The organism is Pedobacter roseus (assembly GCF_014395225.1).
GTDB classification, from domain to species: Bacteria; Bacteroidota; Bacteroidia; order Sphingobacteriales; family Sphingobacteriaceae; genus Pedobacter; species Pedobacter roseus.
In genome coordinates, this window is the sequence record NZ_CP060723.1 from 4,181,927 (window position 1) to 4,206,095 (window position 24,169).

A 24,169-nucleotide genomic window follows, 5' to 3' on the forward strand; every position below is an offset into this window, starting at 1 on the left:
AAAAGAGCAAACAATTAAAACAAAACCAATGACTGAAGAAATCAATCAAAATTATCCAAAAGCCTACCAGCAGATAAATTCGGCTACTAAAGCTTTGGGGTTTGATATGGCTTCTGATGTATTAACCTGCTCTTTGCTTAAAACACTTGCTGCAACCAAACCTTCAGGCAAATTTTTGGAGCTTGGAACCGGAACAGGTTTGTCTACTTCGTGGATATTAGATGGCCTGGATCAAGACAGTACATTGACTTCGATCGATAATGATGCTAAATTTTTAGCGATTGCGAAAGATTTTCTTAGCGGAGATGAACGCCTAACACTGGTTGAAACTGACGGCGCAGAGTGGATTGAAAAGAATAAAGACAAAAAATTCGATTACATATTTGCCGATACCTGGCACGGAAAATATTTGCTTTTGGAAGAAGCAATTGCCATGCTCAAAAAAGGTGGCCTTTATATAATTGATGATATGTTACCTCAGCAAAATTGGCCTGAAGGACATCAGGAAAAAGCAATTAAGTTGATTAAAGATTTAGAATCACGTGATGATTTGCACCTTACCAAACAGGTTTGGGCCACGGGAATTGTAATCGGAGTAAAAAAATAGAGAAATACATTAAAATAGTTCTTTGCATTTATAATAAGTTAGTATGTTTGTGATTCAGTGCTTTACATGAATTTAAACACAAACATTATTAGCAACCTAATTATTGTCATTTCTCAAAAGAGAGGTGGAAATCGTTGCGTATAATAAAAAAATATACAAAATCGAAACCGCCTCCGAAACGAGGCGGTTTTTTTTTGCCTCAAAATATTTACAACTAACAGAACCAGAATATACATTTTAAACAATGAGCGAATTAAACAAGTACAGTAAAACATTTACACAAGATCCAACACAACCTGCTGCACAAGCAATGCTTTATGGAATCGGTTTAACCGATGCTGATATGGCCAAAGCACAGGTCGGTATTGCAAGTATGGGCTACGATGGCAACACCTGCAACATGCACTTAAACGACCTTGCAAAAGACGTCAAAGCTGGGGTCTGGAAAAATGATTTAGTCGGCTTGGTTTTTAATACCATTGGTGTGAGTGATGGAATGAGTAACGGTACCGATGGCATGCGTTACTCTCTTGTAAGCCGTGATGTAATTGCAGATAGTATCGAAACCATTTGTGGTGGTCAATATTACGATGGTGTAATTGCCATTCCTGGCTGCGATAAAAATATGCCTGGTGCTATTATGGCCATGGCCCGTTTAGATCGCCCTTCGATTATGGTTTATGGCGGTACAATTGCCCCAGGCCATTACAAGGGGGAAGAGTTAAATATTGTTTCGGCTTTCGAGGCTCTGGGACAAAAAATCTGCGGAAATCTTTCTGAGGAAGATTTCCAGGGAATTATAAAACATACCTGTCCTGGTGCTGGTGCCTGTGGTGGAATGTACACTGCAAACACAATGGCAGCTGCAATTGAGGCTTTAGGTATGAGTTTGCCATATTCTTCTTCTAACCCAGCGGTTAGCAAAGAGAAAAAACAAGAGTGTTTAGATACCGGTAAATACATTAGGATTTTACTGGAGAAAGATATTAAACCATCTGATATTATGACGAAAAAAGCATTCGAGAATGCCATTCGTTCGATCATCATTTTAGGTGGTAGTACAAACGCAGTATTACACTTTATTGCAATTGGGAAAGCTATTGGTGTTGAGGTCACTCAGGATGATTTCCAACGCATGAGTGATGAAACACCAGTTTTAGCTGATTTTAAACCAAGCGGCAAATATTTAATGCAGGATTTGCACCAATACGGTGGTATCCCGGCAGTATTGAAATATCTATTGAATGAAGGTTTATTACACGGCGATTGTTTAACCGCAACCGGAAAAACCATGGCTGAGAATTTAGCTGATGTAAAATCGGTTATGGATTACGATCAAAAAATCATTCAAAAATTAAGCGAACCGATCAAAGCAACAGGCCATTTGCAGATTCTTTATGGAAATCTTGCTGAAAAGGGTTCGGTAGCCAAAATTAGTGGAAAAGAAGGTGAAAAATTCGAAGGTCCTGCACGTGTATTTGATGGTGAGCACGATTTGATCGCGGGTATTTCTAGCGGCCGCGTTCAACCTGGCGATGTCATTGTAATTAAAAACTCAGGTCCGGTAGGTGCACCAGGTATGCCCGAAATGTTAAAACCAACCTCAGCAATTATTGGTGCCGGTTTAGGTAAATCAGTTGCTTTGATTACTGATGGACGTTTTTCAGGTGGCACACATGGTTTTGTAGTTGGTCACATCACACCAGAATCATACAAAGGTGGTTTAATTGGCTTGGTTGAAGATGAAGATAGGATCTTAATCGATGCGGTAAACAACATCATCAGTTTACAAGTGAGAGATGAAGTGATTGCAGAGCGTAGAAAAAACTATGTTCAGCCAGCATTAAAAGTAACAAAAGGCGTTTTATATAAATATGCCAAAACAGTTTCAGACGCGGCAAGTGGCTGTGTAACTGACGAATACTAAAATCAAAAAATCATCCCCTAGATTAATTGATTACTAAAAAAATAAATTATGCAGATAATTAAAAGTATTCAAAACAGGATTTATGAAATCAGGGGAGAAAGAGTAATGCTCGATTTTGATCTGGCAATTTTGTACGAAGTTGAAACCAAGGTATTAAATCAGGCAGTAAAACGTAACATTAAGCGTTTTCCTGACGATTTTATGTTTCAGTTAACTTCGGCAGAGTTTGAAAGTATAAAATTTCAAACAGAAGCAATTAATCAGGGTGTTTCATCACAAATTGTGATAAAGGATCAGCCCAACTTGAAGTCACAATTTGTGACTTCAAGTTGGGGCGGCACCAGAAAGCTGCCCTACGCTTTTACCGAGCAGGGTGTAGCCATGTTAAGCGGCGTTGTAAATAGCGACAAGGCCATTAACATGAATATTGCAATTATGAGGGCCTTTGTTGATGTGCGTAAAATATTGCTGAAACAAAGCAACATTAACGAACAGCTAACAGAAATTAAAGAACGTATTGGTGAGCATGATGTTCAACTCAACGAACTTTATGATGCCATGGAAAACTTAATTGACGAGAAAATTGCTCAGATAAAGTGGAACGACAGAGAAAGAATAGGGTTTAAAATTAAAGAATAATAGAACCGCAAAAACATAACTATGGAAACTGCACAAGAAACAATACAACAAACCGAGGCGAAAGCAGAAACCTCAAAAACCTTTAAAGGAACAGGCTCGCAGGTTTTGTTGAATGGATTAATTGAAGAAGGTGTAACCACCATTTTCGGTTATCCGGGTGGAGCAATCATGCCTATTTATGATGCCCTTTACGATTATGCCGATAAATTAGAACATATATTGGTCCGCCATGAACAAGGTGGAATCCACGCCGCTCAGGGTTTTGCAAGAGCAAGCGGTGAGGTTGGCGTTGTATTTGCAACCAGCGGACCAGGTGCAACAAATTTGGTTACTGGTTTAGCCGATGCACAGATCGACAGTACACCATTGGTTTGTATCACCGGACAGGTTTTCGCCCATTTATTAGGTACGGATGCTTTCCAGGAAACGGATGTAATCAACATTACTACCCCGGTTACCAAATGGAATTATCAGGTTACTGATGCCAAAGAAATTCAGGAGGTATTGGCCAAAGCTTTTTACATTGCTAAAAGCGGCAGACCAGGTCCTGTTTTAATCGACATTACCAAAAATGCACAAATACAGATTGAGGAATTTCCTGAATATATAAAATGTAACCACATACGCAGTTATCGTCCGAAACCAAAAGTTAGGATGGAATATATAGAGCAAGCGGCCGAATTAATCAACTCAGCCAAAAAACCATTCATTTTATTTGGCCAGGGTGTTGTTTTAGGAAAAGCTGAAGAAGAATTTAAAGCTTTTATCAATAAAACAGGTATTCCTGCTGCTTGGACTATCATGGGCGAAGGTGCTATTCCAACTTCACACCCTTTAAACGTAGGTATGTTGGGTATGCATGGTAATTACGGACCAAATGTGCTAACCAACGAATGTGATGTGCTAATTGCCATAGGTATGCGTTTTGATGACCGAGTAACTGGTCGTTTAGACAAATATGCAAAACAAGCTAAAGTAGTGCATTTAGATATCGATCCTGCTGAGATTGACAAAAATGTTAAAGCTGAGGTTGGCGTTTGGGGCGATTGTAAAGAAACTTTACCCCTGCTAACCAATTTGGTTAACGAAAACAAACACGAAGATTGGTTAGCTAAATTCAGACAATATAACCAGGAGGAAATAGACCAGGTTATTACACCTGAACTTTATCCAACAGGTGATGAAATGACCATGGGCGAAGTGTTGCGCAACATTAACGAAATTTGTGGTGGCGATGCTATAATTGTTACTGATGTTGGTCAGCACCAAATGGTAGCCTGCCGTTACGCAAAATTCAATAATACCCGCAGCAACATTACTTCTGGTGGATTAGGAACCATGGGTTTTGGTTTACCAGCAGCTATTGGGGCTAAATATGGTGCTCCTGACAAAACGGTTATTGCCATTATCGGCGATGGTGGTTTCCAGATGACACCTCAGGAATTAGGTACCATCATGCAGTTTGGTGCAGCAGTAAAAATCCTGATCCTGAACAACCGTTTCTTAGGTATGGTTCGTCAATGGCAGCAGTTATTCCATGATAAACGCTATTCTTTTGTAAACATCACCAGTCCTGATTTTGTGGCATTGGCTAAATCTTACTACATCGAAGCGAGCAAAGTTGATGAACGTGCAAACTTAAGACAAGCGTTAGAAACGATGATCAACCACGAAGGCTCTTATTTATTAGAAGTTATGGTAGGTAGAGAAAATAACGTTTTCCCGATGGTTCCTCAGGGAATGAGCGTAAGCGAAATCAGGTTGAAGTAAGCTGAAAGATTAAAGCAGAAAGACTAAAGCGAAAAATAGCATAAACAAAACCTTCGTGGCCTTTGTGCCTTGGTGGTAAAAATTTTGGACATGAGTACTGAAAACACATTAGAACATAAAATAGATAAAGCCGATTTAGAAGGTAAGCAGGAATACACCATCACGGTTTATGCCGAAAACCGCATCGGTTTGTTAAACAGGATTGCGATTATCTTCTCGAAAAGAAAAATTAATATTGAGAGTTTAAATACATCGCCATCAGAAATTGATGGAATACACCGTTTCAACATCGTTATTCACGAAGGTTATGAAGTGGTGAGGAAACTTGCCCGCCAAATTGAAAAGCAGATTGAGGTATTAAAAGTATATTTCAACACTAACGAAGAAATTATCTGGCAGGAACTGGCACTTTACAAGGTTTCTACAGATGAAATTGCCGAAAAAGTAACTGTTGAGCGTTTATTAAGGCAATATGGCGCAAGCGCTGTAGTGATCCGCAAAGATTATACAGTTTTTGCAGTAACAGGTCACCGCGAAGAGACTGATGCTTTGGTAAAAGCCTTAGAACCTTACGAATTAATTGAATTTGTACGTTCTGCACGCGTAGCAATCATTAAAGATAGCGCTGGTTTCCACGAAAAACTTAAAGAGTTTGAAGCTTTCGAACCAGGGGAAGAACTGATAGAAAACGAGTTTTTAGAAAAAGGAGAGAAAATCTTTACAATGTAGTATAAAGGTAGAGGGCAGAAAGGTGGAAGGTAAAAGCATAATGCTTAGTGATCTTTGCGAAAACCTTAGCGCCCTTTGCAGTTAAACACTATAATATGAAATGCAATAAAGCCATACCGATTTTAAGGATATTCGATTACGACAAAGCAATTGAATTTTATGTAAACTGGCTGGGCTTTAAAATAGACTGGCAACACACTTTTGAAAAAAATGCCCCGGTTTATATACAGGTTTCATTGAACGGTATCGAACTGCATTTAAGCGAACACCATGGAGATAGTGCCCCTGGAGCGCATGTTTACATTGATTGTGTAGGTTTAAAGGAATTCCATAAAGAAATAACAGCAAAGAATTACAAATACAACAGACCAGGCTTAGAGAAAACTTTTCATGGAACCTGGGCAGTAACTGTAAACGATCCGTTCTTTAACCAGATTACTTTTAACGAAGAGCGAAACGAAGCTCAAAATACAGAGATTAAAGATTAAAGAAAAAATAATGAACGAAGTATTTGATTTTATAATAAACTCACGCAAGGCATTTATCAAGTTAATTGATGGTTTAACCATCGAAGAACTGAATAAAATCCCTGATGGTTTTAACAACAACATCATCTGGAATTTTGGGCACATCGTTGTGAGTACACAAACGCTTTGTTACGTGCGCACAGGAATATTAGAAGATGCAGCATCGGTAAAGTTTAACGACTATTACAAAAAGGATACAAGACCAACCTATACCGTATCAGAAGAAGAAGTAGCAGAATTGAAAACCATAGCAATTGAAAGTATTGAAAGAATAAAAGCAGATTATGCAAACGGAAAATTTTCGAGCATCACTCCTTTTACAACTGCAACTTATGGCGTGCAACTGAATAGTATAGAAGAGGTCTTGATTACAACCATTGGTCACGATAACGTGCATTGCGGTTACGCATCGGCACTGAAAAAGTATATGTAAAATGGAAGATGTCAGATGGAAAATGGATAAAAAATCCGTGCAATTACTCCATCTGTGTAATCAACCCAAAGGAAAAATAGAATATATAGAACGATAATTAAACTAGAAATTAACCAATAAAAAACAATGGCAAATTATTTTAACACACTACCTCTTAGAGAAAAATTAAACCAATTAGGTGTTTGCGACTTCATGGACAGTGCCGAATTTTTAGATGGCGTTAGCGCTTTAAAAGGCAAAAAACTGGTAATTGTAGGTTGTGGCGCACAAGGCTTAAACCAGGGTTTAAATTTAAGAGATAGTGGTTTAGATGTAAGCTACACTTTACGTAAGGAAGCAATTGAAGGTAAACGCGATTCGTGGAAAAATGCAACTGAAAATAACTTCACTGTTGGCACTTACGAAGAGCTGATTCCAAATGCAGATGTAGTAATTAACCTTACTCCAGATAAACAACACACCGCTGTTGTAAATGCAATTATGCCTTTAATGAAAGAAGGTGCTACTTTATTATATTCTCACGGTTTCAATATCGTTGAAGAAGGCATGCAGATCCGTAAAGACTTAACCGTGATTATGGTTGCGCCTAAATGTCCGGGTAGTGAAGTTAGAGCGGAATATGTTCGTGGTTTCGGTGTACCTACCCTAATTGCTGTTCACCCTGAAAACGATCCTCAGGGTAAAGGCTTAGCTCAGGCAAAAGCATATTGCGTAGGTACTGGTGGCCATAGAGCAGGTGTACTAAAATCTTCTTTCGTAGCCGAAGTAAAATCTGATTTAATGGGCGAGCAAACCATCCTTTGTGGTTTATTGCAAACAGGTTCTATCCTATCTTTCGATAAAATGGTAGAAAAAGGAATCGATGCAGGTTACGCTTCCAAATTGGTTCAATATGGCGTTGAAGTAATTACCGAAGCCTTAAAACAAGGTGGTATTACGGCCATGATGGACAGGTTAAGCAATGTGGCTAAAATCAAAGCTTTCGAAATTTCGGAAGAATTGAAAGACATTATGCGTCCATTATTCCAAAAACACCAGGACGACATTATGAGTGGCGAATTTAGCCGTACCATGATGGAAGACTGGGCAAACGGCGATAAAAACCTTTTAAAATGGAGAGCTGAAACTGGTGAAACTGCTTTTGAAAAAACACCAGCTGGTGATGTAAAAATCGGCGAGCAGGAATATTTTGATAACTATACTTTGATGGTTGCTTTTGTTCGTGCTGGTGTTGAACTGGCTTTCGAAACCATGGTACAGGCAGGTATCAAACCAGAATCTGCTTACTATGAGTCGTTACACGAAACGCCACTTATCGCCAACACCATTGCACGTAAAAAATTGTTCGAAATGAACCGCGTAATTTCTGATACTGCAGAATATGGTTGCTATTTGTTCGATCAGGCTTGTAAACCACTTTTAGGCGATTTCATGAAAAAAGTAGATACTGATTTAGTTGGTAAAAACTTTAATGAAGGTAAAGATGGCGCTGTTGATAACAGAAAACTAATTGATGTTAACGAAGCTATCCGTTCACACGAAGTAGAGCAAATCGGAGCTACATTGCGTAAAGCAATGACAGCAATGAAGGCGATTAAAACTGCATAGTAAACTTACAAACCTCGCAGGTTTGCGAAACCTGCGAGGTTTAAATAATTATATAAAAAAATGTCAAAAACATTAGTAGAAAAAATTTGGGATGCTCACGTTGTAAAAAGTGAAGAAGGATTTCCCGATATTTTATACATTGATACACACTTAATACATGAGGTAACTTCTCCGCAGGCATTTGATGGCTTGCGCAAAAGAGGTTTACCTGTTTTCCGTCCGAAACAAACTGTTGCCACTGCCGATCATAACGTTCCAACCTTAAACCAGTTGTTACCCATTAAAGAGGAGCTTTCGCGCTATCAGGTAGATATGTTAACCAAAAACTGTGCAGAATTCGGCATAGAGCTTTATGGATTAGGTCATCCTTTTCAAGGGATTGTACACGTTATCGGTCCAGAGCTGGGCATAACTCTACCGGGTAAAACGATGGTTTGCGGTGATAGCCATACCTCTACCCATGGTGCTTTTGGCGCTATTGCATTTGGCATCGGCACTTCTCAGGTAGAACAGGTTTTCGCAACGCAATGTTTATTGCAGTCGAAACCTAAAACCATGAAAATTGAGGTAAACGGCAAACTTGGACAAGGTGTTGGGGCAAAAGACATTATCTTATACATTATAGCTCAAATCTCTGCCGCTGGCGGTACAGGTTATTTTATTGAATATGCAGGTTCGGCAATCGAGGCTTTAAGTATGGAAGCCCGTATGACCATCTGTAACATGAGTATCGAAATGGGGGCACGTGGAGGCTTAATTGCACCAGACCAAACCACTTTTGATTACATTAAAGGAAGAGAATTTGCTCCTGCAGGCGAAGAGTGGGATAAAGCTTTAGCCTATTGGAAAACTTTATATAGCGATGCTGATGCCAAATTCGATAGTGTGTTAACTTTCGATGCAGCTGATATCGCCCCAATGATCACCTACGGAACAAATCCGGGGATGGGTATGGGTATTCAGGAACATATTCCGGCAACTGGCGCACAACCAGAAAAAGAAAAACTTTCGTACCAAAAAGCATTGGATTATATGGGCTTTGATGATGATTCATCATTGATCGGAAAACCAGTTGATTATGTGTTCATCGGAAGCTGTACCAACTCACGCATTGAGGATTTACGCGAAGTTGCGGATTTTGTAAAAGATAAACGCAAAGCTGATAATGTTACCGTTTGGATTGTACCAGGATCGAAACAAGTAGAGCAACAGGCTAAAAACGAAGGTTTAGATAAAATTTTCGAAGCTGCTGGTTTCCAGTTACGCGAACCTGGCTGTAGTGCCTGTTTAGGGATGAACGAAGATAAAATACCGGCGGGTAAATACTGTGTGTCTACATCGAACAGAAACTTTGAAGGTAGACAGGGACAAAATGCACGTACCTTATTGGCCAGTCCGCTTACCGCAGCAGCAGCAGCCGTAACAGGAAAAATTACCGACGTAAGAGAAATGTTGGAGAAAGCTTAAATATAACTGTCATGCTGACGAAGGAAGCATCTGCAACCTAAGAAACAGATTCTTCGTTCCTAAGAATGATCATTTTCAAAATATATGACACTAGAAGTTGCCATACTAAATGTAAAAGCCGGATTATCGGCCGATTTTGAAAAAGCTTTTAAAGAGGCACAAAAAATCATTTCCTCAATGGAAGGTTACATTTCGCATCAGCTTCAAAAGTGCGTAGAGGTAGAAAATAAATATATTCTGCTGGTAAATTGGGAAACCCTGGAAGCACATACCGAAGGTTTCAGAGGATCAGCAGCATACCAGGATTGGAAGAAGTTATTGCATCACTTTTATGATCCCTTTCCAACAGTTGAGCACTTTACTAAGGTAGAAGGTAGTAAGGCTTAAAGATAAAAGATAAAAAGTGGAATACGAGTCTTGCTACTTGGTACTCCTTACTTGATACTAATTGACATGAAAAAATTCACAAAATTAACATCGGCAGTAGTGCCTTTAAACATAGAGAACATCGATACCGACCAGATTATCCCTGCAAGGTTTCTAAAAGCGACTACCCGTGAGGGTTTTGGCGAAAATTTGTTCCGCGATTGGCGTTATGAAAATGATAACCAGCCTAAAGCAGATTTCGTACTAAATAATCCAACCTACAGCGGTCAGGTTTTGGTGGCCGGAAAAAACTTTGGTTGTGGAAGTAGTCGCGAGCATGCCGCATGGGCCATTCAGGATGCCGGTTTTGATGCGGTAATCAGTAGCTTCTTTGCCGATATCTTCAAAGGAAATGCATTGAACAATGGCTTATTGCCTATTCAGGTAAGTGAAGAATTTTTGGCGCAGATTTTCAAAGCGGTTGATAACAATGCAAAATCAGCTCTAGAGGTAGATTTGGAAAATCAAACCGTTACGATTGTAGAAACCGGGGCTAAAGAATCTTTCGAGATTAATCCTTACAAAAAATCATGCCTGATCAATGGTTATGATGATATCGATTTTATCTTAAACCAAAAACAATTAATTGAAGAATTTGAGGTAGGCCGAGGGTAGATAGGTTGAAGGCTTGAAAAGCTAAACGACTAAAGGCATAATAAAATTTACTAAACTAAGATGCGCCTAGGTGCCTCAGGTGGTAAAAAAAATAAAAAAACATGACAGAGCATTTCGTCAGCATCCAAAATTTAAACTTAAAGTTTCAGCAAAAAACTGTGCTAAGGGATTTGAATTGGACCATTAATCCAGGCGAAAATTGGGTATTAGGGGGAATTAGTGGAAGCGGAAAAACCTCTTTGGCTAAAATCATTGGTGGCATGCAAAGTGCACCTGGAGATGTAAAAATTTATTTTGACCACGAAAGTCTGTTACCTGCTGAAACCTTATTTGTCGAAAGCTGGTACCAGTTTAAAAACTTAGAAGGTGTTGCCAATTTTTATTACCAACAACGTTACACCAGTCAGCAGGCTAAAGAAACTTTAACCGTTCATGCAGAATTGGTGGGTTATGGCAAAGAAAAAGGACTTCATTTCGATCAGGTTGAACCCATTTTAGAAGCTTTGGGCTTTGCAACATTTGCCAGTTCACAACTCATCGAATTATCCAGTGGCGAACATAAAAAACTGCAACTGGTAAAAGCGCTTTGGTTAAAACCGCAGTTATTAATTATCGATCAACCTTATACGGGCTTGGATGTTGCTTCGCGCAGGAATTTAAATATCCTGTTGGATGAGGTTGCAGAAGAAGGTGTTCAATTGATCTTAATTTGCAACGACACAGAATTACCAAACTGTATAACATCATTTGCCGAAATAAGAGACGGACAATTGGTTAAAGTAGATGCTTTAGAAAGTTCAGCTACCGAAATCCATTTAAGAGAAATTCCGGATTTCTTAAAAGAATCGCCTGTTTACAGTTCTCAGGAAATTGTAAAAATGGTTAACGTAAACATTAGCTATGGCGAAAAACAGGTATTGAAAAATATCAATTGGGAAGTTAAAGCAGGCGAAAAATGGCTTTTACAGGGCCATAACGGTTCAGGAAAATCTACCCTGTTAAGTTTAGTAAATGGCGATCACCCGCAATCTTATGCCAACGAACTCTATTTATTTGGCAACAGGCGTGGAAGTGGTGAAAGTATTTGGGATATTAAACAGCATATCGGTTTAATCTCGCCCGAGTTTCACTGGTATTTCGATCCCACGGCTACCGTTTGGCAAAGCATTGCTTCCGGATTTTACGACACTGTAGGTTTATTCCAACAATTGCCCTATACCAAAAGCACACAGGTTGATGAGCTGGTGGAATACTTCGGCCTAACTGAAAATAAAAATGAATTATTAACCGCACTCCCACTTGGTAAACAACGACTGGTTTTGTTAGCGCGGACGATTATAAAAAATCCCGAACTGTTAATTCTGGATGAACCCTGCCAGGGCTTAGACCGCCAGCAAACGCAGCACTTTAACCAATTGGTTGACGAACTGTGTAGCAACGGAATGACCTTAATTTATGTTGGCCATTTTGAATCGCAGCTGCCAACCTGCATAGAAAAAAGAATATTGTTAGAAAAAGGCGAGGTAAAAGTCGTCGAAACTATACTAGAAAACGTTTAGTACAATGAAGAAGAACATTTTAGTAATACCTGGAGATGGTATTGGACCCGAAGTTACAACCTGGGGAAAGGCAGCATTAGAAAAAATTGCCGAAATTTTTGGCCATGAATTTGTACTTGACGAAGCCTTAATGGGCCATGCGGCTATAGAAGTTACCGGAGAACCTTTGCCAGATGAAACTTTAGATAAAGCAAGACAAAGCGATGCCATCCTTTTTGGAGCAATAGGCCACGCCAAATATGATAACGACCCAAGTTTAAAAGTTAGACCAGAACAAGGCCTTTTAAAAATCCGTAAAGAATTGGGTTTATTTGCCAATCTCCGTCCGATATTACTATTTGATGAACTTCTTGAAGCATCGAGCATTAAACCCGAAATTTTAAGGGGAACCGATATTTTGTTCTTCCGCGAATTAACCGGCGATGTGTATTTCGGTGAAAAAACACGCTCTGAAGACAGAAATACAGCTTCTGACTTAATGATTTACCACCGTTATGAAGTAGAACGCATTGCGCATAAAGCTTACCAGGCTGCACAACAACGTAATAAAAGATTATGTTCGGTAGATAAAGCAAATGTTTTAGAAAGCTCACGCTTATGGCGCGAAACCGTTCAGGAAATTGCAAAACAATACCCTGATGTAGAAACTGAGCACATGTTTATTGATAATGCTGCAATGCAGCTGATCAAGAACCCTAAAAAATTCGACGTGGTTTTAACAGCCAACTTATTTGGTGATATTTTAACCGATGAAGCTTCGCAGATTGCGGGTTCAATGGGTATGTTAGCTTCGGCATCTGTTGGCGAAAGCACAGGTTTCTTTGAGCCAATCCACGGTTCTGCACACGATATTGCAGGCAAAGATTTAGCCAACCCATTGGCTTCTATCCTATCGGCAGCTTTAATGTTAGAAATTGGTTTCGGACTTAAAGAAGAAGCCAAATTATTGGTTGACACCATCGATCAGGTACTAAAAGAGGGCTTCAGAACTCATGATATTGCCGATCAAAACACAAACCGTTTCAAAGTTTTAGGCACCGCCGAAATGGGCAAATTGGTAATTAAATTCTTATCCCAAAAATTAATCACTTCCTAAACTTAAGATTATGATTCACGACCCGAACAAAGTTTATATTTTCGACACCACATTGCGTGATGGCGAGCAGGTACCAGGCTGCCAGTTAGATACAAACCAAAAAGTAGAAATCGCAAAATCACTTGAGCTTTTAGGTGTAGATGTGATTGAAGCTGGTTTCCCGGTATCCAGTCCAGGAGATTTTAATAGCGTAATCGAGTTATCGAAAGCGGTTACCAACCCGATTATCTGTGCCTTAACCCGTGCGAATAAAAACGATATCGATGTGGCTGCTGATGCTTTGCGTTATGCTAAAAGACCTCGTATCCACACGGGTATCGGTTCTTCCGATTTCCACATTAAACATAAATTTAACAGTACCCGCGAAGAAATTTTAGAACGTGCTGTGGAAGCTGTAAGGTATTCGAAAAAATTTGTGGAGGATGTGGAGTTTTATGCAGAAGATGCTGGCCGTGCTGATATCGAATTTTTAGCTAAAATGGTTGAAGCCGTAATTGCAGCAGGTGCTACCGTGGTAAATATTCCAGATACCAATGGTTATTGCTTGCCAGACCAATACGGTTCGAAAATTCTTTATTTAAAAGAAAACGTAAAAAATATCGACAAAGCCATTATCTCTGTGCATTGCCACAACGATTTAGGCCTGGCTACAGCGAATTCTATCGCTGGATTACAAAATGGTGCCCGTCAGGTAGAATGTACCATTAACGGCATCGGAGAGCGTGCAGGCAATACATCAATGGAAGAAGTTGTCATGATTTTGAAAACGCACAAAATTTTGGGTTTAAATACCCAGATTGATGCTACCCGCTTTTACGAAATGAGTCACATGGTGAGGAACCAGATGAATATGCCGGTACAACCGAACAAAGCAATTGTTGGTGGAAACGCATTTTCACACAGTTCTGGCATTCACCAGGATGGTTTCTTGAAAAACCGTGAGAACTACGAAATTATTAAACCGGAAGATGTCGGTTTCCCCGATGCAACCATCGTATTAACGGCAAGAAGCGGTCGCCATGCTTTAAAACACCATTTAGACCGTTTAGGCCACAAATTGGAAAAAGATCATTTAGATATTGTTTACAAACAGTTTTTGGTTTTGGCCGATAGCAAACAAGGCATTAACGACCACGATTTAAACCAATTGGTGGCTTTGCACTTGGCTTAATGCGGTTAGGGTTTAGTGCTAAGCGGTTAGCGTTTTAATTTAACACACTAACCTAAGCTTCCTAAACCTGATAGCAGTGGAAATACTTTTTAATTGCAGCAACCTTGAATATAATGTCATGCTGAGGAACGAAGCATCTGCAACCGATGAAACAGATTCTTCGTTCTCAGGAGGACAGCCGTTATAAAAAGATTGGAACGAATATCAGGACTGCAATAACCGAAAAGTACCAAACCCTGCTTTACAAAAAACATAAGAGAATATTGGTCTTTATACTTAATTCTCTCTATACCTGATACTACAACAATGAATACTACAACACCAAATACACTAGATTTTCAATCTGCAGCCCAACGATTAAAAGGCGTGGTAAAACGTACGCCTTTAGAGTTTAACGCCGGACTTTCTGCTCATTATAATGCCAATATTTATTTAAAAAGAGAAGATCTCCAGATTGTACGTTCCTACAAATTACGTGGTGCTTACAACAAAATAAGTACATTGCCGCAGGATGCTTTGATTAACGGTGTTGTGTGTGCAAGTGCGGGCAACCATGCACAGGGCGTAGCCTATTCATGTAAAAAACTCGGCATTAAAGGTGTTATTTTTATGCCCGAAATTACCCCTAAACAAAAAGTTAAACAAACTTATATGTTTGGTGGCGACAGTGTAGAAGTGATTTTAGTTGGCGACACCTTCGACGATTGCTTAAAAGAAGCGCTGGCTTACAGTGCCGAAAAATCGGCTACTTTCATTCCCCCTTTTGATGACGAAAAAGTAATTGAAGGACAGGCAACAGTTGGTGTTGAAATTTATGAAGACCTACCGGATTTAGATATCTTAGTGATGCCTGTTGGTGGTGGTGGTTTAGCATCAGGCGTGAGTGCCTATATGAAAACCGTTAAACCTGATGTAAAACTGGTTGGCGTTGAGCCTTTAGGTGCACCATCAATGGTTACGGCCATGGAACACGGCGGCCCTTATACTTTAGAAGAAATAGACCGTTTTGTGGATGGTGCCGCTGTAAAACGGATCGGACACATTACGTACGAATATTGTAAGGAACTTCTTGATCAGATGCATTTGATCCCTGAAGGAAAAATCTGTACCACCATATTAAAACTTTATAACGAAGATGCCATTGTAGTTGAACCTGCAGGAGCACTCTCTGTGGCCGCATTAGATCAGCTTAGGGACCAGATTACTGATAAAACGGTAGTTTGTATCGTTAGCGGTGGAAACAACGATATAGAGCGCATGCAGGAGATTAAAGAAAAATCTTTACTTTTCGAAGGTCTAAAACATTATTTTATTGTACGTTTCCCGCAGAGACCAGGTGCTTTAAAATTATTTGTGAATGAGGTTTTAGGTCCGCAGGATGATATTACCCGTTTCGAGTTTATTAAAAAAACGAATAAAGAAAATGGCCCTGCATTGGTGGGTATCGAACTTTCGAACAAAAACGATTATGCGAGTTTATTGCAGCGCATGAAAGACTTTAAATTTGAAATTATCGAATTAAACCAGGATCAGACTTTGTTTGAATATTTGGTTTAAGGATTAACCGCAAAGGACGCAATGTTTTTCGTAGAGAATGCAAAGGCGGTTCGTCATTCCCAATCAACCCGATAGCTATCGGGTTGATTGGGAATCCTAATTCAAGAGCTTTAAGATTCCCGCCTTCGCGGGAAAAACAACAATCCTTTTAATATATACTTATAAAAAATGAATTTCAAAGAGTTAAGCAACAAAGCATTAATTTCGGATAACGATATCGACTGGGAAGATTTAGGAGCAGGCGTTAAACGTAAAATTATGGCTTATGATGATAACCTTATGCTGGTTAAAGTAGCATTTGAAAAAGATGCCATTGGCACCATTCATAATCACCCTCATTTACAGATGAGCTATGTTGCCAAAGGAAGTTTTGAAGTAAGCATGGGCGATGATAAGAAAATCTTAAATGAAGGTGATGTTTTCTTTGCCCCATCAAACGTTTATCATGGTGTTGTTTGTTTAGAAGCGGGATTATTGGTTGATATTTTTAATCCGCACAGGGAAGATTTTTTGAAATAAGACGGAGGTCCGAAGTCGGGAAGTCGGAGGTTTGGATGGATAATCTACAGCCTTCCTAACTCCTGATGTACTATATGTAGACACATTTTTTTTGGTGGTTTTTATGCATTTTGCTGACCTGCTTTAATAAAATACAGGTTTTACCGAAGAACGCCGTCAATCCCAAGAGCCGGAAAATCAAAAAAACAGGCGTAAAAAAGAACAATTGGCTCTACCAAACCTCACACGCAGTGGTTTTGTGTTTCAAGGTCTGCAAAAACTTTCACTTAGCATAACAAACACAAAACAAAGTGCCACTGTTTTTTTGATGTGCCTAGAGGTGTGTGGAGGCTCCTAGCTGGATTGACGAAGCATTTTTGCATACTTTTGATGCCTCAAAAGTTTGATGCCGTGCGGCACAGAGCACTAAAATAATTTCAATATTTACAGCCACATTATAGCACACCATGTAAGACTTTGGAAGTCAACCTTACACCCCCAACACTAAACCTTAACCTATATCCCCTACTCAAAAGTAAACTTCACATTTTTATAGCCCAAACCTTCAACAATTGGTTTAAGCACCGTTATGGCATTTGTTTTAGTCTGTGCTAAAATACTCGATTTATTAACCTCTGCAGTCACCTGTCTTTCAGCAGCTTTATAAGCCTCATCTACCAAACTGGCCTCGCGAAAAAAAGCCATCTTCGTGTCGTAAACACGGGAGTTTTTATGATCGATTTTTACATAACAGATTTCGGGCTGTGGTAAATTTACTACAGCGGTGTCCGCATCAATGCTAATATCTTCGCGGGTAATTTTGGTAAGATCGATACAACCTACGGCTTCGGCTTTTACAATTAATAAAACACTGGCTTCAGGTAAAAAATCTGTTTTATTTTTATGCTCCAAAACATCGCTGATCTGGTACCTCACCAGCTCCAGTTTACCGATAGTCTCGATTTTTTCTACCAGAAGCTGATGTTTGCTTTCAACAGAGGTATTGATACTGAACTTTTTGGAGATAAATAAGTAGCCTGCAACAATTAAAATTAACCAGGGTAAGAGACGGAAAAATATCTTCATATTATAAAAAAATAAGGTTTCAATATGTTGTGTATTTAATCTGTTGCACAATAATTAATCCATAATTCACTAATAATATTTTTTTGGCAAAAGATTTGTAATAGCTAGATCACACACAAATAAACACTAATCAAAATGAAAAAACTTACCATCCTAATGCTTTGCATCGCCACACTAGGTCTGGCTTCTTGCAAGAAAGAAACTGTCTATCAAGAATTAAGAGCCAAAACTTATAATTTCACGATTAACTCAAATGAATGGGTACGAAACGCTAACGGGAGTTATTCTGTAAGTAAGCCGCTAGCCGCCATTGACGGAGTAACATTAGATGATGAAGGTGTTCTAGTATATTTCGAACACCCTAGCGATCCAAATGGTGATATCCAATTACCTTATACATTCAATTACAATGCTTTTAGCTATAAAGTTTCTAATGGAGGTTTAAGGTTTGATGTTCAAGACACCAATAATTTGACAGCTACTGTACCACCTAACTACAATACTTTAGTTAAAGTTGTTATTATACCTTCTGATTACGCTGGAAATTAAAAACATTTAAAACTCTAAAAAACGACTAATGTTCAATTGAATGTGGTCGTTTTTTTTATGTGCTAATTTTCCCACATTAAAAAGTCGCGGATGTAAACATGGTGTATCCCTTGATATACTAAAAAGTTATAACTACACTTAAAACTCTAAAAAATGACTAATATTCAATTGAACGTGGTCATTTTTTTTATGCTCTCCCCTGTTCAGTTGTAAAGCCCGGATGTTAACGCCATTTCTTTCTAAGAGCAGTTCGTCGTAAAAACCTTTGTAATACACATCTTTTACTTCAAAACGCCTGCTGCTCCAGTTGCTGTTGATTTCGGCCCATTCGGGATAAAATACCACGGATTCTTTTTGTGTTTTTAATCCTATTTTTTCGGCATCAGTTTTCGATAAAACCACGGCATTACCTAAAATCTGAGCCGTATAAATGTGTTTCGGATGCTGGTAAATTTCAGCTGGTTTTCCGGTTTGCAACAGTTCACCATTTTTGAGAATCAATAATTGATCGGCCAGGAATAAACCATCTGCAGGATCATGAGAAACCAAAATGACGGTAACGCCTGTTTCTGAAGCGATGCGTTTAATATCGGCACGCAGCTGGTTCTTAAGTAAAGCATCAACCTGGCTAAATGGTTCATCTAATAGCAAAACCTGTGTATCGGCCACCATGGCTTTGGCTATGGCCACACGCTGCTGCTCTCCACCACTCAATTCAATGATTTTTTTATTTTGCAGCGGTAAAATCCGAAGGTGCTCCATCATCTGAAGCGTTTTTTCGGCTTTGGTTTTCAGATCTGTGTTCGATAGCTGTGAGGCAATATTATCGTACACTTTTGCATAAATGTTCAGCGAAAAATCCTGAGTAACCATTTTCATCTGTTTGTGTCCGGGAATCAATTGTTCGTCCGGGCCCTTAACTCTTTGATTTTCGAAAAATATTTCACCTGAGTCGGTTTTTAACAGCCCATAGATCGATTTTAATAAAGTTGATTTTCCACTACCGCTCTCGCCTATAATAGCCACTACATCGCCTCTTTTAATATCGAAACTTATGTTTTTGATTCCACCGGCCTGTTCTGCCTGATATTGCTTGGTTAAATTTTTAACGCTGATTAGGGTATTGCTCACGGGGTAAAGATAAGAAAAAGGTAGAGCGATAAAAATTACACGTGTATTATATTTTATTTTTGCACGTATAGAGATGTATTTATATATTTATAAAATTGTATATTTATATAAAGACGTCAATTATAGATAATATGAACACCAAGCTAACTTTAACTATAGATAAATCTGTTATCAAACATGCTAAGGCCTACGCAGAACAGCAAGGAAGAAGTTTATCTGCAGTCGTAGAGAATTATTTAAAAGCTGTAACCAAAAAGGAAGAAGTAACCAAAGATGATGAGCTGTCTCCTATAGTTAAATCATTGATGATGAATCGTTCAAAAGTAGACTTACCAAAAGACTATGATTATAAAGAGGAATTATCAAAAATTAGAGACGAGAAATATAAAAAATATTGGGACAATGAGTAATATTATTATTGACTCTGACATACTCCTCGACTTTTTTCTTCAAAGAAAACCATTTTTAGATGAATCTATTAAAATTTTAAGTGCCTGTGAAAAAAGACAGGTAAAAGGATTTGTAACAGGTTTAATAATATCAAATACTTATTATATTCTAAGGAAGCATTTCCAACACAAAACGATTATGGCCGATTTTAAACAGCTGTTAGTTTTCTTGGACGTGATAACAATAGACAAAAATACTATTATTAAAGCTATTGATTCTGAGTTCACAGATTTTGAAGATGCGCTCCAAAATTTTTCGGCTGAAAACCATGGATCAATTAATGCTATAGTTACAAGAAATATTAAAGACTACAAAAAGAGTAATCTAAGCGTGCTAACACCTATAATGTTTTTAAAAACATTATAAACCAAAAAATCCTGTCTCGCCTAACCGAAACAGGATCTGTTTTATTTGTGTGTTAACCTTTCTGTCCTTCGGACATCTCTCCTAAAAGGAGAGACTTAATCAGTCTATTTAATTGATGTGGCTTAGTTTAATCCGAAGGTAACTCCGAAACTCATATTCTTTAAGCCAGCTTGTTGTGAGGTAGTAAACATATCGTTAAAGTAATATTTGGTAAACAATCCTAAGCCTCCGTAACCAAATCTAACGGTACCTCCGTAACGAACCGACTGAAAATGGTAACTATCATATTGTTTCTCTTTACCACGCTCTTCGCTAATCTGTTTAATTTTTCCGTTTAACAAAAAGCTAACCTCCGGACCTAAAACCAGGTAAAATCTTTTACCGTTTTTGTTTTCATTGGTACGGAATTCAAAATTTAATGGAATATGAACATAACTGCTGGAGAAACGGTTTTTAGAAAAATGTACGGGCGATTGATCAGTATAAACAAACTCGTTCGAATTTTTAGCAATGGTAATGTCTTTTCTCAAACGGATTAAAGTCCAGTCGAAACCACCTGCCACATACACTTTAAAGTTAGAATTAAAACGGTAGCCAAACTGTAAGATATCAAAAGAGAAAGTACTGGTTTTTCCGCCTTTATAATCTAAAAAATCATTGTTTGGAGATAAATTAAAACTTCCGTTATCAATTAATCTGGAGAAACCCCAGTCAATCCTGGTGAAGGTAATTCCACCAACAAAACGGCCTTTTTTTGGTTGTTTATTTACGCTATCTTTGCCGTCCCTGGTTATTTTAACAATACCATAATCTAAATCCCTTCTATTTCTTTTTGTAGAATCTTGTTGTGCAAAAGCACCTGGAGCCATAACACCGGCAAGTCCGCTTACCAATAGTGTTGTAAATATTAGACGTTTCATATCTGTGTGTTTGTTATTTTAATGTTATAAATGTTGTAAAGTTTAAAGGTTGTAATGTTCAATGTTAAAAAGTTTAAATCTTGAATACTGCTAACTAAAAACTGATAATTGTGAACTGATAACTGGCCACTGCCAATTGAAACTGTTATTTCTTACGTTTACCGATTTTAAAAGGACCAATATTGATCGATGATAAAGAAGAATCATCATCATCGGTACGGAACTGGATCAGTTTATCTTTTCTCTTATCAACTTTGTTAACAATGATGTTAATTACATCGCCCATATTGCGGATCCCTTTATTTTGTTCGTTATCATTAATAGGTTCATCAGTTTTAACAGTTGTTGGATTGCTTGCCGTTACAATATCCACTTTAGGCTGCGAAAGAATAGCGGCGTCAATTTGTGCTTTGATATCATTTTTTGGGCTTTCAACTTGTGCAATCATTGTTTCCTGCTTTTGCATTTCAGGTGCAGTAACCATGCGTTGTTTTTCAACAGGCTTAACAACATCTTGTTTAACTTTCGTTTTAGCAATAGCCCTTGCTGGTTTAAGCTCAACAGGCAAAATTGGTGCAACATCTTTAACCGGCTTAACTACTGCAGGTAGCTGATCTTTAACAACCGGTGCCTCTTCCGCTTGCTTTGGCTTTTCAATTGAATTATTAGCCAATTGTTTACCTTCAGTAGTATCATTCTGCCGTTGATAAACCAAAATCCCAATCGTAGCAATCAATAACACAGCGGCTGCCGATAACCAGTAAATTGGTATAATCCTTTTTTTCTTAGGTGTTATTTCGCTTTCAATATTGCTCCATAAATCCCTTGATGGCATTACTTCTGCATCAGCAAAAGCATCCTTAAATAACTGATCAAAATCCTTATCCCGTATATGTTGCATAACCAAAACCCTCCATTTTTATAATTTCTTCTTTTAATATTGCCCTTGCTCTCGATAATTGCGATTTACTCGCGCCTTCTGAGATACCAAGCGTTTCACCAATTTCTTTATGCGAATAACCTTCTATTACATACATGTTAAAAACCATGCGGTAACCATCGGCCAGTTTTTGTATTACCTTCATTAGATCCTGCATACCTAAAGTGCCAAAATCAAATCCGGTTGATGGCTGTTCGTAAGCTTCATCTATCTCCACTACATTTAAGCTGCGTAAATTTTTACGGTAACTTTCAATTGCGGTATTCACCATTACCCGTCTAATCCAGCCCTCAAAAGAGCCATCGCCCCTATACTCCTTTATTTTTTGGAAAATTTTGATGTAGCCCATCTGCAGCACATCTTCTGCCTCCATCCTATCTTTGGCGTAGCGCATACAAACGGCCAACATCTTCGCTGCAGTTTGCTTGTAAAGCAGCTCCTGCATCTTCCGGTCGCCAGCTTTGCAGCCTTCCATCAAATCGTTTATCGTATAGCTTCGCGTCAATTTCATTGTGTGTTTGTATATAGAAGATGGGCAATTACAAACAATGGTTGCATGGGGAGTAAAAAAAAGTTAAATAAAGTTAAAATTAGCCTCATATCAACTGATTATCAACAAGATATAGTTTAAATAAATTTTTCAAGAAAGATATAGATTTTTTATTTGAAAATGAACATGCAGCATTTCATCGTGAGCAGTAGTCCCGCTATTCGCTACTTCCGATGAAGAATCGGAATCGCTGCTATCGGGTTTATAAACCGGGAACAGCTTAAAAATAAAAAAAACCTCGTAGGTTTCGAAAACCTACGAGGTTTGAAATCGTATGAACTTTATCACCCTAAACCTTCCGCCTTACTACCTTCTACCTTCCCTCCTTTTTCACCTTAAACAATTTAAAATCCTGTTTATAGGTTAAGAAAAACGAGTGGTTAAACTGAAGTTGTTTATCGGTATGATCAAGATCAATATGCGGTTCGAAACGCACATCAAGGTATAAATGTGGGATCAGTTCTTTTTGGTAAGCATAACGCAACGAAACAATATTTCTCGAGCTCTGTCTTAGCCCCGGACTGTACAGGTTATCAGAAACCGATTCGTAAAGCGGCATACCTTTAATCGAAATAAAGTTATTGCCTTTCCAGTAAGAAGCTACTAAACTTCCCCATTTACTTTCTACCCCGGCATTTAACCATAAACCAAAGCCACCTTGATAAGCCCTTCTTTTATCCGGAGAGAAATCTTTGTAAACGGCGATATAGTTATCGGTATATACCTGTTTAATATTGGTATTAATGTCTTTATGCAACTTTATACCTGTGGCGCCATTAAACATGGTTGTAATCGGGATTTCTTTTAAAACATCAATCTGTCCGCCCTGGTGGAAAGCCAAAAACTGAGCAGGAATACTTAATTTCCAGTCATCATTTTTAATTAAAAAGCTTTCGGTCGATAAACCACCTATAATTTCTTCCTTGGCCGGATCACCTTTATAGATCATTTTTTGCCATGCAATCCAGGCATCCAAGGTAAATTTCTTACGCTCTACCAATAACTGCGTTCCATATTCAATCGGCGTAGTTAAAGTTCGTTCGAAATCGTATAAAGGCTCGATGTACTTGTGCTGAATATTTCCTTCTAAACTTCCAAAAATCAAGGTGAGATTACGTTTATGGTATTTTACGCTGAATAAAGGTTTTGCATCGGAGATCCCGTTCCTTCCAAAATCTTTTCTGATGAAAGCACCTGCCGTAATAGCGAGGTTTGGATGGGCATAATAAACGATCTGCGGCTGCAATTGCGTTCCGTACAAAGTATAACCATCATGAAAATCGTTGGTGTATTCGTAATTGCGGACGTAGTTTAAATTGTAAAAGTTGAAGTGAACCTCGTTGGTTAAGCTGCTATCGGGTCGGATCCGGTTCTCAAAAGCCGATTGATTGAACTGTGCCGAAGCAAAATAAGCACTAAAAAGAAAAGTTATTAAGAGTAAGGCCCTTTTCAGACCTGCGTTTGTAAACATGTGCTTGGATTTTATCGCCCAAATTTAGAATAGTTTTTTATTAAATTATCAAGTACAGGGTATCAAGTATCAAGCGC

At 38.5% G+C, this 24,169-nt stretch carries 25 protein-coding genes; 19 read left to right on the forward strand and 6 right to left on the reverse strand.

Going from position 1 to position 24,169, the window contains the following annotated elements; translation table 11 throughout:
- The first annotated feature begins 28 nt into the window (after window positions 1–28).
- The 16 genes from H9L23_RS17080 (at window position 29) to H9L23_RS17155 (ending at window position 16,650) form a co-directional block, all read left to right on the forward strand.
- Window positions 29–607: an O-methyltransferase gene (locus H9L23_RS17080; protein WP_187591519.1), complete on the forward strand. Its 579-nt coding sequence runs from the start codon at window positions 29–31 to the stop codon at window positions 605–607.
- Window positions 608–851: 244 nt separating this feature from the next.
- The gene (gene ilvD, locus H9L23_RS17085) at window positions 852–2,534 is read left to right on the forward strand and encodes a dihydroxy-acid dehydratase (RefSeq protein ID WP_187591520.1); all 1,683 of its coding nucleotides are present in this window, start codon (window positions 852–854) and stop codon (window positions 2,532–2,534) included.
- Between the two features lie 48 nt (window positions 2,535–2,582).
- Window positions 2,583–3,173, forward strand: coding sequence for an ORF6N domain-containing protein (locus tag H9L23_RS17090; protein ID WP_187591521.1), 591 nt, complete (start codon window positions 2,583–2,585; stop codon window positions 3,171–3,173).
- A gap of 21 nt (window positions 3,174–3,194) precedes the next feature.
- Window positions 3,195–4,943, forward strand: coding sequence for a biosynthetic-type acetolactate synthase large subunit (ilvB, locus tag H9L23_RS17095; protein WP_187591522.1), 1,749 nt, complete (start codon window positions 3,195–3,197; stop codon window positions 4,941–4,943).
- Window positions 4,944–5,033: 90 nt separating this feature from the next.
- Window positions 5,034–5,672: an acetolactate synthase small subunit gene (gene ilvN / locus H9L23_RS17100; RefSeq protein ID WP_187591523.1), complete on the forward strand. Its 639-nt coding sequence runs from the start codon at window positions 5,034–5,036 to the stop codon at window positions 5,670–5,672.
- A 95-nt stretch (window positions 5,673–5,767) separates the two neighbouring features.
- A complete protein-coding gene (locus H9L23_RS17105; protein ID WP_187591524.1) occupies window positions 5,768–6,160 on the forward strand; it encodes a glyoxalase superfamily protein in 393 nt (130 codons plus the stop codon).
- A 10-nt stretch (window positions 6,161–6,170) separates the two neighbouring features.
- Window positions 6,171–6,632 (forward strand): DinB family protein, encoded by a 462-nt coding sequence (locus H9L23_RS17110; RefSeq protein WP_187591525.1) that lies wholly within the window; start codon window positions 6,171–6,173, stop codon window positions 6,630–6,632.
- 126 nt (window positions 6,633–6,758) lie between these two features.
- Window positions 6,759–8,240: a ketol-acid reductoisomerase gene (gene ilvC / locus H9L23_RS17115; RefSeq protein ID WP_025145842.1), complete on the forward strand. Its 1,482-nt coding sequence runs from the start codon at window positions 6,759–6,761 to the stop codon at window positions 8,238–8,240.
- Between the two features lie 60 nt (window positions 8,241–8,300).
- Window positions 8,301–9,707 (forward strand): 3-isopropylmalate dehydratase large subunit, encoded by a 1,407-nt coding sequence (gene leuC / locus H9L23_RS17120; protein WP_187591526.1) that lies wholly within the window; start codon window positions 8,301–8,303, stop codon window positions 9,705–9,707.
- Between the two features lie 84 nt (window positions 9,708–9,791).
- Entirely contained in the window at window positions 9,792–10,094 is a 303-nt protein-coding gene (locus tag H9L23_RS17125) for an antibiotic biosynthesis monooxygenase family protein (protein ID WP_187591527.1), read from the forward strand.
- A 66-nt stretch (window positions 10,095–10,160) separates the two neighbouring features.
- Window positions 10,161–10,748 (forward strand): 3-isopropylmalate dehydratase small subunit, encoded by a 588-nt coding sequence (gene leuD / locus H9L23_RS17130; protein ID WP_187591528.1) that lies wholly within the window; start codon window positions 10,161–10,163, stop codon window positions 10,746–10,748.
- A gap of 101 nt (window positions 10,749–10,849) precedes the next feature.
- Window positions 10,850–12,307 (forward strand): ATP-binding cassette domain-containing protein, encoded by a 1,458-nt coding sequence (locus H9L23_RS17135; protein ID WP_187591529.1) that lies wholly within the window; start codon window positions 10,850–10,852, stop codon window positions 12,305–12,307.
- Window positions 12,308–12,311: 4 nt separating this feature from the next.
- On the forward strand, window positions 12,312–13,403 hold the full coding sequence (gene leuB / locus H9L23_RS17140; RefSeq protein WP_187591530.1) for a 3-isopropylmalate dehydrogenase: 1,092 nt from the start codon (window positions 12,312–12,314) through the stop codon (window positions 13,401–13,403).
- Window positions 13,404–13,413: 10 nt separating this feature from the next.
- The gene (locus H9L23_RS17145; protein ID WP_025145848.1) at window positions 13,414–14,574 is read left to right on the forward strand and encodes a 2-isopropylmalate synthase; all 1,161 of its coding nucleotides are present in this window, start codon (window positions 13,414–13,416) and stop codon (window positions 14,572–14,574) included.
- A 306-nt stretch (window positions 14,575–14,880) separates the two neighbouring features.
- A complete protein-coding gene (gene ilvA, locus H9L23_RS17150; RefSeq protein ID WP_187591531.1) occupies window positions 14,881–16,131 on the forward strand; it encodes a threonine ammonia-lyase IlvA in 1,251 nt (416 codons plus the stop codon).
- Window positions 16,132–16,299: 168 nt separating this feature from the next.
- Entirely contained in the window at window positions 16,300–16,650 is a 351-nt protein-coding gene (locus H9L23_RS17155) for a cupin domain-containing protein (protein WP_187591532.1), read from the forward strand.
- Between the two features lie 504 nt (window positions 16,651–17,154).
- On the opposite strand, the gene H9L23_RS17160 is transcribed toward H9L23_RS17155, so the two are convergent.
- Window positions 17,155–17,715, reverse strand: coding sequence for a DUF4230 domain-containing protein (locus H9L23_RS17160; protein ID WP_187591533.1), 561 nt, complete (start codon window positions 17,713–17,715; stop codon window positions 17,155–17,157).
- Window positions 17,716–17,850: 135 nt separating this feature from the next.
- On the opposite strand from H9L23_RS17160, the gene H9L23_RS17165 reads away from it, so the two are divergent.
- The gene (locus H9L23_RS17165) at window positions 17,851–18,264 is read left to right on the forward strand and encodes a hypothetical protein (RefSeq protein ID WP_167296843.1); all 414 of its coding nucleotides are present in this window, start codon (window positions 17,851–17,853) and stop codon (window positions 18,262–18,264) included.
- A 138-nt stretch (window positions 18,265–18,402) separates the two neighbouring features.
- Here the strand turns inward: H9L23_RS17165 and H9L23_RS17170 are convergent, their stop codons facing one another.
- Window positions 18,403–19,395, reverse strand: a complete 993-nt coding sequence (locus H9L23_RS17170) for an ABC transporter ATP-binding protein (protein WP_187591534.1) — start codon at window positions 19,393–19,395, stop codon at window positions 18,403–18,405.
- Window positions 19,396–19,526: 131 nt separating this feature from the next.
- Here H9L23_RS17170 and H9L23_RS17175 point away from each other — a divergent pair, with 131 nt between their 5' ends.
- Together H9L23_RS17175 and H9L23_RS17180 are read left to right on the forward strand one after the other, a co-directional pair.
- A complete protein-coding gene (locus tag H9L23_RS17175) occupies window positions 19,527–19,805 on the forward strand; it encodes a DUF6364 family protein (protein ID WP_187591535.1) in 279 nt (92 codons plus the stop codon).
- Window positions 19,798–20,211, forward strand: a complete 414-nt coding sequence (locus tag H9L23_RS17180; RefSeq protein ID WP_187591536.1) for a type II toxin-antitoxin system VapC family toxin — start codon at window positions 19,798–19,800, stop codon at window positions 20,209–20,211. The genes H9L23_RS17175 and H9L23_RS17180 overlap by 8 nt, the downstream gene beginning before the upstream one ends.
- Before the next feature lie 122 nt (window positions 20,212–20,333).
- On the opposite strand, the gene H9L23_RS17185 is transcribed toward H9L23_RS17180, so the two are convergent.
- The 4 genes from H9L23_RS17185 to H9L23_RS17200 form a co-directional block, all read right to left on the reverse strand.
- Window positions 20,334–21,131: an outer membrane beta-barrel protein gene (locus H9L23_RS17185; RefSeq protein ID WP_187591537.1), complete on the reverse strand. Its 798-nt coding sequence runs from the start codon at window positions 21,129–21,131 to the stop codon at window positions 20,334–20,336.
- Between the two features lie 145 nt (window positions 21,132–21,276).
- Window positions 21,277–22,032, reverse strand: coding sequence for a hypothetical protein (locus H9L23_RS17190; protein WP_187591538.1), 756 nt, complete (start codon window positions 22,030–22,032; stop codon window positions 21,277–21,279).
- On the reverse strand, window positions 22,013–22,582 hold the full coding sequence (locus tag H9L23_RS17195; protein ID WP_187591539.1) for an RNA polymerase sigma factor: 570 nt from the start codon (window positions 22,580–22,582) through the stop codon (window positions 22,013–22,015). Before H9L23_RS17195 ends, H9L23_RS17190 begins: the two co-directional genes overlap by 20 nt.
- A 352-nt stretch (window positions 22,583–22,934) precedes the next feature.
- A complete protein-coding gene (locus H9L23_RS17200; RefSeq protein WP_187591540.1) occupies window positions 22,935–24,092 on the reverse strand; it encodes a hypothetical protein in 1,158 nt (385 codons plus the stop codon).
- Window positions 24,093–24,169 lie beyond the last annotated feature (77 nt).